Origin of the sequence: Thiothrix winogradskyi (genome assembly GCF_021650935.1) — a bacterium.
Classification (GTDB): domain Bacteria; phylum Pseudomonadota; class Gammaproteobacteria; order Thiotrichales; family Thiotrichaceae; genus Thiothrix; species Thiothrix winogradskyi.
In genome coordinates this window covers 2,513,377-2,526,417 of record NZ_CP091244.1, presented here as the reverse complement: position 1 = coordinate 2,526,417, position 13,041 = coordinate 2,513,377, and the positions used below count along the sequence as shown (strand labels likewise).

Sequence of the window (13,041 nt, the reverse complement as noted above, 5' to 3'; positions counted from 1 at the left end):
CAGGCTGCCACTGAGGCGCAAATAGACTCGTAAGTTGTACAACTATTCCGAGTAATTTAGTAGGAAAAGACCGCTGCACACCAGGGGATTGTTGCCGCTATATAGCCAGCTACTTTTCGACCTTCTGGGCAAGGGCAAATTTCCAATAGCGGGCGCGGGTGTATTATGATTCAGGACAACGGAAATCCTGAACACCTAGAACTGGTGAAACTGCCATGAGCACTATCGACGAAAAACACAATGCCAGCGTCCCTGCCGGACGTTTTGCCCGCATGGCGCGTCTCGGTTCACTCGCCACGGGGGTTGCAGGCGGTATGATCGCCGAAGGTGCGCGGCAACTCGCGCAAGGCAATCGCCCCACAGTCAGCGATTTGCTGCTGACTCCTGCCAATGCCAAGCGCGTTGCTGCCGAACTCTCACGGCTGCGCGGTGCTGCCATGAAAGTAGGGCAATTGCTGTCGATGGATGCAGGCGATATGTTGCCCGCCGAACTTACCGAGATACTCGCGCAATTGCGCTCCGACGCCAAACCCATGCCCCTGAGCCAGTTGGCAAAAGTGCTGGATGACAACTGGGGCAAGGGCTGGAACGCCCGCTTCCAACAGTTCTCGTTTCAACCCTTAGCAGCGGCTTCGATTGGGCAAGTGCATTCGGCGCACACCAAAGACGGGCGGCATCTGGCACTGAAAATTCAGTACCCCGGTGTGCGCGAAAGCATCAGCAGTGACGTGGATAATGTCGCCACCCTGCTACGGATTTCCGGCTTGATCCCCAAAGGCGTGGACTACCAACACCTATTGGAAGAAGCCAAGCAGCAATTGCATCAGGAAGCCGATTATTTGCAGGAAGCCGCGCACATGCAGCATTACCAAACCCTGCTGGCGGATAGCCCCGAATTCACCCTGGCTGCCGTGCATGACGATTTCACCACCGTGAATATTCTGGCAATGACGCACATTGGCGGTGTGCCGATTGAATCGCTGAGCAATGCGCCACAGGAAGAACGGGATCGTTTGATAACTTTGCTAATGGATTTGTTATTCCGCGAAATTTTCCAGTTCCGGCTGGTGCAGACCGACCCGAATTTCGCCAATTACCGTTACGACCGTGACACCCGGCAATTGATTTTGCTGGACTTTGGTGCAACCCGTGCATACCCCGCCACCATTGCTGAAGGTTATCGGCAACTGATGCAAGGCGCGGTGCAACGGGATCTTGCCATGATAGAGGCGGGGGCGGTGCAAATCGGTTTCTTTCAGGAATACATCAAACCCGAACAACGCGAAGCGGTACTGGATTTATTTGCCCAAGCCTGCGAACCGTTACGCTGGCAAGGTGCGTATGATTTTGGCACCTCGAATCTCGCCAGCCGTATCCGCGATGGGGGTATGGCATTGAGCATGGAACAGGATTATTGGCACACGCCGCCTGCGGATGCGTTGTTTTTGCACCGCAAGCTGGGCGGCCTGTATTTGCTGGCGGCGAAGCTGCGGGCGCGGGTGGACGTGGGTGAGTTGTTTGCGCAGGTTGCTGCCGTTTAGCCACAGATATTAATTTTCTGTTGGAAATACGCTACAGTAGTGGTTGCATAACACAATTAGCCAAGGTCAGATTATTTCAGTGAACACTGCCACAGCCCCCAAGCAAACGTTGCTACAGCAACTCAAAGACATTTTGCCGGAGGATGCGATCCTCAGCGCGAAGGAAGATCTGCACCCTTATGAGTGCGATGGTTTGACCGCTTACCGGCATTTGCCCCTCGCCGTGGTCTTGCCTACCACCACTGAGCAAGTTCAATTGATCCTCAAAACGTGCTCGCGCCTGAAAGTGCCGGTGGTAGCACGCGGGGCGGGTACGGGGCTTTCCGGCGGGGCGCTGCCTCACGAAAACGGCATTGTGTTGAGTCTGGCGCGTTTCAAACAAATCTTGGAAATTGACACTGCCAATTTGCACGCCCGTGTGCAACCGGGGGTACGCAACCTCGCGATCAGCCAAGCGGTGGATCACTTAGGGCTGTTTTACGCCCCCGACCCGTCGTCACAAATTGCCTGCTCGATTGGCGGAAATGTCGCGGAAAATTCCGGCGGAGTACATTGCCTGAAATACGGTTTAACGGTACACAATGTTCTCGAAATCAAACTCGTCACCATTGATGGCGAACTCATGACCATCGGCAATGACCGCCAAGACACCCCCGGCTACGATTTACTCGCATTGCTGACCGGTTCGGAAGGCATGTTGGGCGTGGTCGTCGAAGTATTGGTCAAACTCACCGTCAAACCCGATACCGTGCAAGTGTTAATGGCAGATTTCGCAGCGGTGAATGATGCCGGTGATGCAGTAGCCGCGATTATCAGCAAGGGCATTATCCCGGCTGGTTTGGAGATGATGGATAACCCCGCGATTCGTGCCGCCGAAGATTTCATCCACGCAGGCTACCCGATTGACGCGAACGCTATCTTGCTGTGTGAACTCGATGGCACCGAAGATGAAGTCAGCGAACAAGTTGCCCGCGTCAGTGCCATTCTCAAAAATCACCGCGCTGGCACGATTCACATTGCCAAAACCGCCGCCGAACGCGCCCGTTTGTGGGCAGGGCGCAAAGCCGCATTCCCCGCAGTGGGGCGCATCTCCCCGGATTATTACTGCATGGATGGCACGATTCCCCGCAAACATCTAGCGCACGTATTGAACAAAATTAATGACTATTCCCAGCAATACGGCTTAGGGGTTGCGAATGTGTTCCACGCGGGTGATGGCAATTTACACCCACTGATTCTTTATGATGCCAATCGTGCTGGTGAATTGGAAAAAGCCGAACGTTTCGGTGCCGATATTCTGGAATTATGTGTTAAAGTCGGAGGCTCTATTACGGGCGAACACGGCGTTGGGCATGAAAAGCTGGACTCGATGTGTGTGCAATTTGGCGAAGCCGAACTCGAAGTCTTCCATGCCGTCAAACGTGCATTCGACCCTGACGAATTACTGAACCCCGGAAAAGCTGTCCCTACCTTGCACCGTTGCGCAGAACTGGGTGCAATGCATGTCCATCACGGGCAGCTTTCCCATCCTGAACTGCCAAGATTTTGATTCGGGCCTGATATGATTGCTGATAACGATATAACCTCAACATTGCAAGAACAGGTCGTAGCAGGGATTGCTGCAAACCAACCGTTAACCATTATCGGCGGTGGCAGCAAAGCCTTTTACGGCAATGAAACCAACGGCACAGCGTTGCAAGTTTCCCCGCACACCGGGGTGATTGCTTACGAACCCTCGGAGTTGTGCATCACCGCCCGTGCCGGGACACGCCTGCAAGACATTGAAGTCTTGCTGGCCGCCAATGGGCAGAAACTGGCATTTGAACCGCCCTGTTTCAGCGCAACCTCCACCATCGGCGGCGTGGTCGCAGCGGGTTTATCCGGCCCCGCCCGCCCTTGGGCAGGCTCGGTGCGTGACCATGTACTCGGCGTGAAACTGATCACCGGCTACGGCAAAGTGGCAAGCTTTGGCGGGCAAGTCATGAAAAACGTTGCCGGTTACGACATTTCACGGCTGATTACCGGCTCAATGGGAACACTCGGAATCATTCTGGAAGTCTCGCTGAAAGTCATGCCGCGTCCCGTTACCGAGCTGACCCTAGCGTTGGATATGCCCAGCGAAGAGGCGTTTGAACTCACCACCACCATGCGCCGCTCCACTTTTCCCTTGAGCGCTACCTGTTATTTTGACGGTTGCCTCTACCTGCGGCTGAGTGGCGTACCCAGCCATGTGTTTGCCTCGCACCGGAAAATTGGCGGCGAAGCGATTAATAATGCCGACGAATTCTGGTTAGCCTTGCGTAACCAAACCCACGAATTTTTCCAGCAATACGACCGCCCACTGTGGCGCTTATCGTTCCCGCCAGCCACCAGCGTTATCAGCCGTTTGGAAGGTAATTCTTTGGTGGAATGGGGCGGCTCACAGCGTTGGGTCTACACCAATATTCCGGTCAATTTGATCCGCAATATTGCGCATAAGGGCAGCGGTCACGCCACGGTATATCGCGGCAGTTTGCCGGGGGTTAACCCCTTCCATCCACTGCCTGATAATTTACGCAATGTGCAACAACGCTTGAAACAGGCGATGGATCCGCACGGTATTTTCAACCCTGGTCGAATGTACAAGGACTGGTAATGCAAACCCAGATACTCTCCGCACTGCGGCACACCTCGGCAGGCAAAGTTGCCGAAGACATTTTGCGCCGCTGCGTACACTGCGGCTTTTGCAATGCCACCTGCCCCACGTATCAATTGCTTGGCGATGAAAACGACGGCCCACGCGGGCGTATTTACCTCATCAAACAACTGATGGAAGGCAATCTGGAAAATACCCCAGACAGCGGGCGCAAAACCCTGCAACACCTTGACCGTTGCTTGCTGTGCCGCAGTTGCGAAACCACCTGCCCCTCTGGCGTGGAATACGGCAAGTTACTGGATATTGGGCGGCATCTCGCCGAAGAGCACGTCGGGCGTGACCGCGCTGATAGCACCTTGCGCAAACGGTTACGCACGTTTTTGCCTAAAACCAACCTATTCAGTTTGGGCTTAACACTGGGGCGTACCTTCAAACCCCTGCTGCCTAAGAAACTCGCCCACAAAATTACCGCCCCACGCCCTGCGGGTGACTGGCCCAAAGCTCGTCATGATCGCTGGATTTTGGTGTTGGAAGGTTGCGTGCAACCCGCCCTTTCCCCTGACATCAATGCCGCCACCGCACGAGTATTAGACAAACTGGGTATCAGTTTAGTGGTTGCCCCCAAAGCCGGTTGCTGTGGCGCGGTCAGCCAGCACTTGGGTGCGCCAGACGATGCGTTGGAATACATGAAGCGCAATATCGACGCATGGTGGCCTTACCTGTCCAAACAAGGCGGCGGTGTTGAAGCGATTGTTACCACTGCCAGCGGGTGTGGGGTGATGGTGAAAGAGTACGCTCACCACCTGCGTCACGACCCCGAATACGGCATTAAAGCCGAGCGCATTTCCAACTTGTGCAAAGACATTGCCGAAATCATTGCCAAAGAAAATTACCAGCAACTCGCCCCTGCCCAAGCCACTAAAGTTGCATGGCATCCACCCTGCACCTTGCAACACGGGCAAAAGATTCGCGGTGTGGTGGAAAATATCCTCACAGACTGCGGCTATGTACTCGTCCCCGTGGCGGACGAACACTTGTGTTGCGGTTCAGCGGGTACGTATTCGATTTTGCAGCCGGAACTTTCCCAGCAATTGCGGCGCAATAAATTAGCCAACCTGACGGCAAACGCGCCCGAAGCGATTGTTACTGCCAATATCGGCTGCCAGACGCATTTGCAGGAAGGCAGTGATTTACCGGTGATGCACTGGATTCATTTGCTGGATAAATCTGGCTAAGGGGTTGCGCTCAAAAAGAAAGTCGCTAACGCCAAATCAGCAGGGCGAGTGATTTTCAGATTGCGGGCATCGCCTTCCACCAGCAACGGGTTTAGCCCTGCGTGTTCCAGCGCAGAGGCTTCATCCGTCACCGCGACACCCTTTTCCAAGGCATCCGCCAGCGCTGTGCGTAACAGCCCTAGGCTTGCCATTTGCGGGGTAAGCGCGTGCCATAAACCATTGCGGTCTTCGGTGCGTGAAATGCGTGTAGTGCCGGTCTGGGCGCGTTTCATGGTATCACGTACTGGTATGGCAAGAATTGCTCCAGCCGCTTCGTTAGCACCCAGGGTTAACAATTTATCCAAGTCAGTACGGCTTAAGCATGGGCGGGCAGCATCATGCACCAGCACCACAGTATCCGGCGCAACCTGCAAGGTATTCACCAGATAATCCAAGGCATTGAGCACAGAATCTGAGCGCTCACGCCCACCGGGAGCGGTATGCAATTGCGGATACTGGTTAAGTGTGGTTGCCATGAGTTCCGCCCAAAACGGATCGCCCTCACTCACCGCCACCACAATTCCCGTGACCGCCGGATGGGTTAGAAAGCAATCCAAGGTATGCTCAATCACCGTTTTACCCACCAATGGCAGGTATTGTTTCGGTCGATCAGCTTGCATCCGCGCCCCGACTCCGGCAGCAGGAATCACTACCCATACCTTATTCGACACGGGGGGCAGCCTTAACTTGTGGCACTGGCGCGGTGGCTTCTGGGTCAGATTTCAAAATCACCTGATAAAAGGTTTCGCCCTCGCGTACCATCCCCAACTCACTGCGGGCGTGTTCCTCAACCGCTTCGTCGTCTTTGGATAAGCCCACCACATCCATTTGTAACAGGCGTTTGATTTCAGCTTGCTCATCGTTCGCAGCATTTTGCTGCTCAATTTTTTGTTCTAAACGTCCAATGTCGGGGTAACTCGCAGGCCCTGCCCACAAACGTACAAACAGAACAAATGCCAGCAAACTGAGAACCCAAAATAAAGTGCGTGTCATATTCATAAATTAAGGTGTCAACAATCGTAAAAGCTATTCATGGCAAAAGGATAGCAGATGATACCGAAGCGCTGACAAAAAACATCAACGCCCCCGTAAAAACTTTCCTTTGAATCTGCAAATCATACCATTCATCAGCAAATCAGCCACGTTAAGATTTTACCTCCCCAGCTTTTACCAATTATTAATTACTATAAAAATGCATGGTGCAGAGTATTGCTAGCAGAAAGCAAAACGCTGCTTACACACCATCCAAACAGGTTGCCACCCAAATAGCAACTTCTATCCCACAATGACAAGGAGATTAGTCATGACATTTATTAATAGTGGATACGGGGCAAATAATTACAGCAATAGCGTCAATAATACTGGTGCGCAAGATATTTCCAGCAGTAAACCTAACGCTAGGGCAACTGAAAGCTTTAATAAAAGTATGCAAGGTTCAGGGCAAGATGCAAGTGGAGGCATGGATCTTGCCAAGTTGCTTCCCCTGATCGAACAATTTCTGAAAATGCTGAAATCCGGCGGCATGGAAGGTGGTAGCCAAACCGAAGGTGACCAAGGCGGTGGTTCTTCCGGTGGCAATAGCGCAGGTTGTGGATGCGATGGTAACGAAGGCAAGAAGACTGGCTCTAGTAGCAGGAATGAAGGTAGCGCAGGCGGAGCTGGTTCTCTTGGCGGCAAAGAAGGCAACGGCGGCGGTACAATTAGTAACACTAGCAGTAGCAGCAAAGGCGATGCGCCTGGTGGTGGACAAAGCGGTTCTTCTAACAACGTTGGTGGTGGTAATGGTGGCAACGGTCAGGGCGGTGGCGGCGGTGTAGGTAACGAATCCAGCTCAACGTCTACTGGCGGTAGCGATAATGCTGGTTCTGTCGGCGGCGGCAGCAAAGGCGACAAAGGTGATTCTTCTGTCGGCGGCGGCAGCAAAGGCGACAAGGGTGATTCTTCTGTCGGCGGCGGCAGCAAAGGCGACAAAGGTGATTCTTCTGTCGGCGGCGGCAGCAAAGGCGACAAGGGTGATAAGGGCGACTCTAACTTCGGCTTCGGCGGCAGCAAAGGTGATAAGGGCGACTCTAACTTCGACTTCGGCGGCAGCAAAGGCGATAAGGGTGACTCTAGCTTCGGCGGCAAAGGCGATGCAGCCGCTGGCAGTCACAACATCGGTAGCAAAGGCGATTCACCTTCTAGCAGCAGCCACAGCAGCGGCAGCAAAGGTGATTCAATCGGTAGCTACGGCGGTGGCAAAGGTGATTCAGCCACTACTGTTGGCAGCTCCAACAAAGGCAGCGGCAAAGGCAAAGATTAATACTTATTGCCTAGCCTAATAACAAAGCCCCAGTCTATCGCTAGACTGGGGCTTTTTCCATTCAGGCATTCAGCGGCTAAAATTAGCCAAATTGCTTAAACGCAGATTTACCAGCGTAGATACCGTTGCTACCTAACTGCTCGGCAATGCGCAACAATTGGTTGTACTTCGCAATCCGATCAGAACGTGACAATGAACCCGTCTTGATCTGGCAAGCATTGGTTGCCACCGCTAAATCCGCAATGGTGGAGTCTTCGGTTTCGCCCGAACGGTGTGACATGACGGTGGTGTAACCGGCTTTATGCGCCATGCCAATCGCTTCCAGTGTTTCAGTCAAGGTACCGATTTGGTTAACCTTGATCAGGATAGAATTCGCAATCCCCTTGTCGATGCCTTCTTGCAGGATCTTGGTATTGGTCACGAACAAATCATCGCCCACCAATTGTACGCGATTGCCCAAGACCTTGGTCAAATGCGCCCAACCCGCCCAGTCACCTTCCGCCATCGCATCTTCAATGCTCAGGATCGGGTATTGGTTAACCCAGTTTTCGAGGTAAGCCGTGAATTGTTCCGCACTGAAACTCTTGCCTTCGGATTCCAACAGGTACTTGCCGTCTTTGTAGAACTCGGAACTGGCAACGTCCAGACCCAACCAGATGTCCTGACCGACTTTGAAACCGGCTTTGTCAATGGCTTCGAGAATGACTTCGATGGCTTGTTCGTTGGAAGACAAATCGGGTGCAAAACCGCCTTCGTCGCCCACTGCGGTATTCAAACCACGCTTTTTCAGTACAGACTTGAGGCTGTGGAATACTTCTGCACCGTAACGGATGGATTCAGCCATGCTTGGTGCAGTGACCGGCAGAATCATGAACTCCTGCATATCCACACTGTTGTCCGCGTGTGCGCCACCGTTGATGATGTTCATCATCGGCACAGGCAGTTTGTAGGAATCCGCTTTGCCGAGGTATTGGTACAGTGGCAAACCTTGGTCGTTAGCCGCTGCGTGTGCAGTTGCCATTGACACTGCCAGCAGCGCGTTTGCACCCAGACGGGCTTTGTTATCAGTGCCATCCAACGCGATCATCGCACGGTCGATGCCGCCTTGATCGGTAACATCCATGCCAGCAATGGCTTTAGCAATTTCACCGTTCACGTTGGCAACCGCCGTTTGTACGCCTTTGCCCAGATAACGTGCGCCACCGTCACGCAATTCAATGGCTTCACGCGAACCGGTGGATGCGCCGGATGGCACAGCCGCACGCCCCATCACGCCATTGCTGAGGATTACATCGGCTTCAACAGTAGGATTGCCGCGTGAGTCAATGATTTCGCGTGCCTTTACGAATTTAATTTCAGACATTTCGTTATTTCCCAATAAAACGTTACAAAGTATTTTCTAGCAATTTCTGTGCTTTGATAACGCGATCCAGCTCGACCAGCGTGATCAGTAATTCTTCCATGCGATCCATCGGCCATGAATTTGGCCCATCACTCAGCGCATTGGCGGGGTCAGGGTGCGATTCCATGAACAAGCCCGCAATACCCACCGCGACGGCAGCGCGTGCCAGTACGGGTACGTGTTCACGCTGCCCGCCGGATACATTGCCCTGCCCACCCGGTAATTGTACCGAATGCGTGGCATCAAACACCACGGGGCATTGAGTATCACGCATGATGGCAAGACTCCGCATATCGGAAACTAGGTTATTGTAGCCAAAGCTGTAACCGCGTTCGCACACCATAATCTGTTGATTGCCCGTAGCACGGGCTTTTTCGACCACGTTACCCATATCCCACGGCGCGAGGAACTGCCCTTTTTTGATGTTCACCGGCTTGCCAGTACGCGCCACGCTTTGGATAAAATTGGTCTGGCGGCACAGGAACGCAGGCGTTTGCAATACATCCACGACGCTCGCGACTTCATCCATCGGCGTATCTTCGTGCACATCGGTGAGCACGGGTACGCCAATCTCGGTTTTGACGCGCTCCAGAATCCGCAAACCCGCTTCCAAGCCCACACCGCGTGCGCTGTTGTGCGACGAACGGTTAGCTTTATCGAACGACGACTTGTAGATGAAGGGAATGCCCAAACGGGTGGTCATGTCCTTCAGCTTACTCGCCGTTTCCAGCGCCAGTTTTTCGGTTTCAATCGCGCAAGGGCCTGAAATCAAGAAAAACGGCTGATCCAGCCCGACGTCAAATCCGCACAGTTTCATGATCGTTTGCTGCTCGTTTTGGTTTCGTGATAACGGCGTGCCGCGCTGACAAAACCGCTAAATAGCGGATGCCCTTGGCGTGGACGCGAGGTGAATTCCGGGTGGAATTGGCAAGCCAAGAACCACGGATGATCTTTCAATTCGACCATTTCGATCAGATTGCCGTCAATGGATGTGCCAGACAAAATCAGCCCGTGCTTTGCCAACGTCTCGCGGTAATGGTTATTGAATTCGTAACGGTGGCGATGGCGTTCCACAATTTGCGCCGCGCCGTAGGTGGTTCGTGCCAACGAGCCTTCTTGCAACACGCACGGCTGCCCGCCAAGGCGCATCGTTCCGCCCAGATCGGAATCGTGGGAGCGTTTTTCAATCGTGCCATCTTCGGCTTGCCATTCGGTGATCAGACCGATGACCGGATGCGGCGAATCGGGCGCGAATTCGGTGCTGTGTGCACCAGCCAAGCCTGCGCAATGGCGTGAGAATTCGATCACCGCGACCTGCATCCCCAAGCAAATGCCGAGGTACGGGATTTTGTTTTCACGCGCATACTGGGCTGCACGGATTTTGCCTTCGACACCGCGATTACCAAAACCGCCGGGGACGAGAATCGCATCCACTTTGCCCAACACTTCAAAGGCTTGTTCGTCGTCGGATTCGAGGCGTTCGGAATCGAGGTAGTGAATCTTGACCTTGGTATGCGTTTGGATGCCCGCGTGGGTCAAGGCTTCGTTCAGGGATTTGTACGATTCGGTCAAATCGACGTATTTGCCGACCATTGCCACGGTAATTTCCGCTTCGGGGAATTCCATTGAGCTGACCACATCTTTCCAATCGGAAAGGTCAGCCTCTGGCAAATTGGTTAGCCCAAATTTTTCGGCAACGATGCGATCCAATTTTTGCGCGTGCAGCCACAAGGGGATTTTGTAGATATTGTCCAAATCTACCGCAGAAATAACGGCGCGTTCTTCCACATTGGTGAACAGGGAAATCTTTTTGCGCTCGTTTTCGGGGAACGGGCGTTCGCTACGGCACAGCAAGATGTCGGGCTGGATGCCGATAGAACGCAGTTCCTTGACCGAGTGTTGGGTGGGCTTGGTTTTCAATTCGCCAGCCGCCGCAACGTAAGGCAATAGGGTTAGGTGAATGAACAGGGCATTACTTCTGCCCTCTTCCACACCCATTTGGCGAATGGCTTCCATGAAGGGCATGGCTTCGATGTCACCGACCGTGCCGCCGATTTCGACCATCGCAATGTCAGCATCACCTGCACCGGCACGCACACTGCGTTTGATTTCGTCGGTAATGTGTGGAATCACTTGCACGGTTGCGCCGAGGTATTCTCCGCGCCGCTCTTTGCTGATAACGGTTTGGTAAATGCGCCCCGTCGTGAAATTGTTGAGCTTGCTGGCTCGGAAGCCGACAAAACGCTCGTAATGCCCAAGGTCGAGGTCGGTTTCCGCGCCATCTTCCGTGACGAAGACTTCGCCGTGTTGAAACGGACTCATCGTGCCGGGGTCGACGTTGATGTAGGGGTCAAGTTTGAGCATGGTGACTTTTAAGCCGCGTGCTTCGAGGATTGCACCGAGTGATGCGGCAGCAATGCCTTTCCCTAAAGAGGAAACCACGCCACCAGTGATGAAAATATATCGAGCCATAGGAGGTAATACGCATCCGTGTGAGTCACAATTATGCGGGCGCATCCTACCATAGATGGATGGGTTTTGCTAAGGCAAGAAGGTTGTGATCATTGTCATGTTTTCATGGTTCCCGATTTCCCTTTATGGGCATAACTCGACTACACTAGTTTTAAACGAATAATACCCAAATCGCTAGGAGAACATCATGAAAAAGGAACAACGGTTCAAGTCCGTGGCGCTTGCGTGCGCCTGCTTACTCACTGCCAGCTTATCCCCTCTGGCATTTGCTGCCGATAAAACGGCGTATGGTGGCGAATGGCACAGCCCTGACTTATCCCTCACGATCACACCACAAGCTGCCGAATTCACCATCGACGGTAAAACCTACACCGACACCACGCCTGAATATTTTTACGGGCAACTCGCCACCGCCCCTTTCCTGTATTTGCAAGACGCTCAACAGGAACACCGCCTCTACCTGATTCTCGACGAAGACAACAACCATAACCAAAGCCTGCGCGGTTATCACGATTACGCCGATGTGTCCCATCCGCTAGAAATTACCCGCACGGAGCCACAAACACCCAACAAAATAAGTGACCTGTCACAGAATTGACACACTCCTACGGTTAAATGCGCCTGTAAAAGGAAATTCATACAGGTTTCACATGAGCAACATATTGATTGTTGAAGACGAGCAGCCGATCCGCAAAATGGTTGGCTTTGCGTTAGGGCGTGCCGGTTTCACCTTACACGAAGCCGAAACTGCCGAACAAGCCTACACCGCCATTCATCGCCAGCGCCCCGAACTGATTCTGATGGACTGGATGCTGCCCGGCATGAGTGGCATAGAACTGGTCAAACGCCTGCAACGCGACGGCAATACCCAAGACATTCCGGTCATTATGCTGACCGCCCGTAACGAAGAAACCGACCGCATTTCCGGCTTTCAGGCGGGTATCGACGACTACATCAGCAAACCGTTTTCACCAGCCGAATTAGTGGTGCGAATTCAAGCCGTATTGCGCCGCACCCGCCATTCCCAACCAGTGGAAATGCTCGAATTTGCTGGGTTAACCCTCGACCCACTCAGCCACCGTGTCACCGCTGGTGGTCAAGAACTCGAATTTGGCCCCACCGAATTCCGCTTGCTGAAATTTTTCATGCAACACCCTGACCGCGTATACAGCCGCGAACAATTGCTGGACAACGCTTGGGGACGCAATGTGTACGTGGAAGAACGCACCGTAGACGTACACATTCTGCGCTTGCGCAAAACACTGGCGACACACGGTTTTGAACATTACATCCAAACCGTGCGCGGGGCAGGCTATCGGTTTACGCCCACGGTATAAACCTTGCCAGATGACATATAACCGTCACAAAAACGTCACTGTCTTGCAGCATTAAACCTGCAAAATCATTAGGGTATC

Annotated in this window: 11 protein-coding genes and 1 pseudogene; 7 read left to right on the top strand and 5 right to left on the bottom strand. The window is 53.2% G+C overall.

All coding sequences use genetic code 11. The annotated features are described in order from the left end of the window. The first annotated feature begins 215 nt into the window (after positions 1-215). The 4 genes and pseudogenes from L2Y54_RS12870 (at position 216) to glcF (ending at position 5,411) form a co-directional block, all read left to right on the top strand. Positions 216-1,541: an ABC1 kinase family protein gene (locus tag L2Y54_RS12870; protein ID WP_236496578.1), complete on the top strand. Its 1,326-nt coding sequence runs from the start codon at positions 216-218 to the stop codon at positions 1,539-1,541. Positions 1,542-1,620: 79 nt separating this feature from the next. Then, positions 1,621-3,090: an FAD-linked oxidase C-terminal domain-containing protein gene (locus tag L2Y54_RS12865; protein WP_236496576.1), complete on the top strand. Its 1,470-nt coding sequence runs from the start codon at positions 1,621-1,623 to the stop codon at positions 3,088-3,090. Positions 3,091-3,102: 12 nt separating this feature from the next. Further along, positions 3,103-4,110, top strand: a pseudogene (gene glcE / locus L2Y54_RS12860) (glycolate oxidase subunit GlcE); the annotation flags it as partial. A 65-nt stretch (positions 4,111-4,175) separates the two neighbouring features. Continuing rightward, positions 4,176-5,411, top strand: coding sequence for a glycolate oxidase subunit GlcF (glcF, locus tag L2Y54_RS12855; protein WP_236496573.1), 1,236 nt, complete (start codon positions 4,176-4,178; stop codon positions 5,409-5,411). Here glcF and ispD read toward each other — a convergent pair. Beyond that, complete coding sequence (gene ispD, locus L2Y54_RS12850; protein WP_255697748.1) at positions 5,408-6,121, bottom strand: 2-C-methyl-D-erythritol 4-phosphate cytidylyltransferase; 714 nt, start codon at positions 6,119-6,121, stop codon at positions 5,408-5,410. The genes glcF and ispD overlap by 4 nt on opposite strands. Continuing rightward, positions 6,111-6,443 carry an FtsB family cell division protein gene (locus L2Y54_RS12845; RefSeq protein ID WP_236496572.1) on the bottom strand — a complete coding sequence of 111 codons (333 nt, stop codon included), beginning with the start codon at positions 6,441-6,443 and terminating at the stop codon, positions 6,111-6,113. Before L2Y54_RS12845 ends, ispD begins: the two co-directional genes overlap by 11 nt. Positions 6,444-6,753: 310 nt before the next feature. On the opposite strand from L2Y54_RS12845, the gene L2Y54_RS12840 reads away from it, so the two are divergent. Further along, positions 6,754-7,752: a hypothetical protein gene (locus tag L2Y54_RS12840; RefSeq protein ID WP_236496570.1), complete on the top strand. Its 999-nt coding sequence runs from the start codon at positions 6,754-6,756 to the stop codon at positions 7,750-7,752. An 82-nt stretch (positions 7,753-7,834) separates the two neighbouring features. Here L2Y54_RS12840 and eno read toward each other — a convergent pair whose 3' ends face one another. The 3 genes from eno to L2Y54_RS12825 are packed head-to-tail and all read right to left on the bottom strand — an operon-like array spanning position 7,835 to position 11,626. Beyond that, positions 7,835-9,115 (bottom strand): phosphopyruvate hydratase, encoded by a 1,281-nt coding sequence (eno, locus tag L2Y54_RS12835; RefSeq protein ID WP_236496568.1) that lies wholly within the window; start codon positions 9,113-9,115, stop codon positions 7,835-7,837. A gap of 22 nt (positions 9,116-9,137) precedes the next feature. Next, the gene (gene kdsA / locus L2Y54_RS12830; RefSeq protein WP_236496567.1) at positions 9,138-9,971 is read right to left on the bottom strand and encodes a 3-deoxy-8-phosphooctulonate synthase; all 834 of its coding nucleotides are present in this window, start codon (positions 9,969-9,971) and stop codon (positions 9,138-9,140) included. Beyond that, positions 9,968-11,626, bottom strand: coding sequence for a CTP synthase (locus L2Y54_RS12825; protein ID WP_236496565.1), 1,659 nt, complete (start codon positions 11,624-11,626; stop codon positions 9,968-9,970). The genes kdsA and L2Y54_RS12825 overlap by 4 nt, the downstream gene beginning before the upstream one ends. Positions 11,627-11,813: 187 nt before the next feature. On the opposite strand from L2Y54_RS12825, the gene L2Y54_RS12820 reads away from it, so the two are divergent. Both L2Y54_RS12820 and phoB read left to right on the top strand, forming a co-directional pair. Then, on the top strand, positions 11,814-12,224 hold the full coding sequence (locus tag L2Y54_RS12820) for a hypothetical protein (RefSeq protein WP_236496564.1): 411 nt from the start codon (positions 11,814-11,816) through the stop codon (positions 12,222-12,224). Between the two features lie 52 nt (positions 12,225-12,276). After that, positions 12,277-12,963, top strand: a complete 687-nt coding sequence (phoB, locus tag L2Y54_RS12815) for a phosphate regulon transcriptional regulator PhoB (protein ID WP_236496562.1) — start codon at positions 12,277-12,279, stop codon at positions 12,961-12,963. The last annotated feature ends 78 nt before the right edge of the window (positions 12,964-13,041 follow it).

Excerpts from the sequence above, each read along its gene's own strand:
- L2Y54_RS12870 (WP_236496578.1), top strand. The coding sequence starts at position 216 with ATGAGCACTATCGACGAAAAACACAATGCCAGCGTCCCTGCCGGACGT.
- glcF (WP_236496573.1), top strand. The coding sequence starts at position 4,176 with ATGCAAACCCAGATACTCTCCGCACTGCGGCACACCTCGGCAGGCAAA.
- L2Y54_RS12845 (WP_236496572.1), bottom strand. The coding sequence starts at position 6,443 with ATGACACGCACTTTATTTTGGGTTCTCAGTTTGCTGGCATTTGTTCTG.
- L2Y54_RS12840 (WP_236496570.1), top strand. The coding sequence starts at position 6,754 with ATGACATTTATTAATAGTGGATACGGGGCAAATAATTACAGCAATAGC.
- eno (WP_236496568.1), bottom strand. The coding sequence starts at position 9,115 with ATGTCTGAAATTAAATTCGTAAAGGCACGCGAAATCATTGACTCACGC.
- kdsA (WP_236496567.1), bottom strand. The coding sequence starts at position 9,971 with ATGAAACTGTGCGGATTTGACGTCGGGCTGGATCAGCCGTTTTTCTTG.
- L2Y54_RS12825 (WP_236496565.1), bottom strand. The coding sequence starts at position 11,626 with ATGGCTCGATATATTTTCATCACTGGTGGCGTGGTTTCCTCTTTAGGG.
- L2Y54_RS12820 (WP_236496564.1), top strand. The coding sequence starts at position 11,814 with ATGAAAAAGGAACAACGGTTCAAGTCCGTGGCGCTTGCGTGCGCCTGC.
- phoB (WP_236496562.1), top strand. The coding sequence starts at position 12,277 with ATGAGCAACATATTGATTGTTGAAGACGAGCAGCCGATCCGCAAAATG.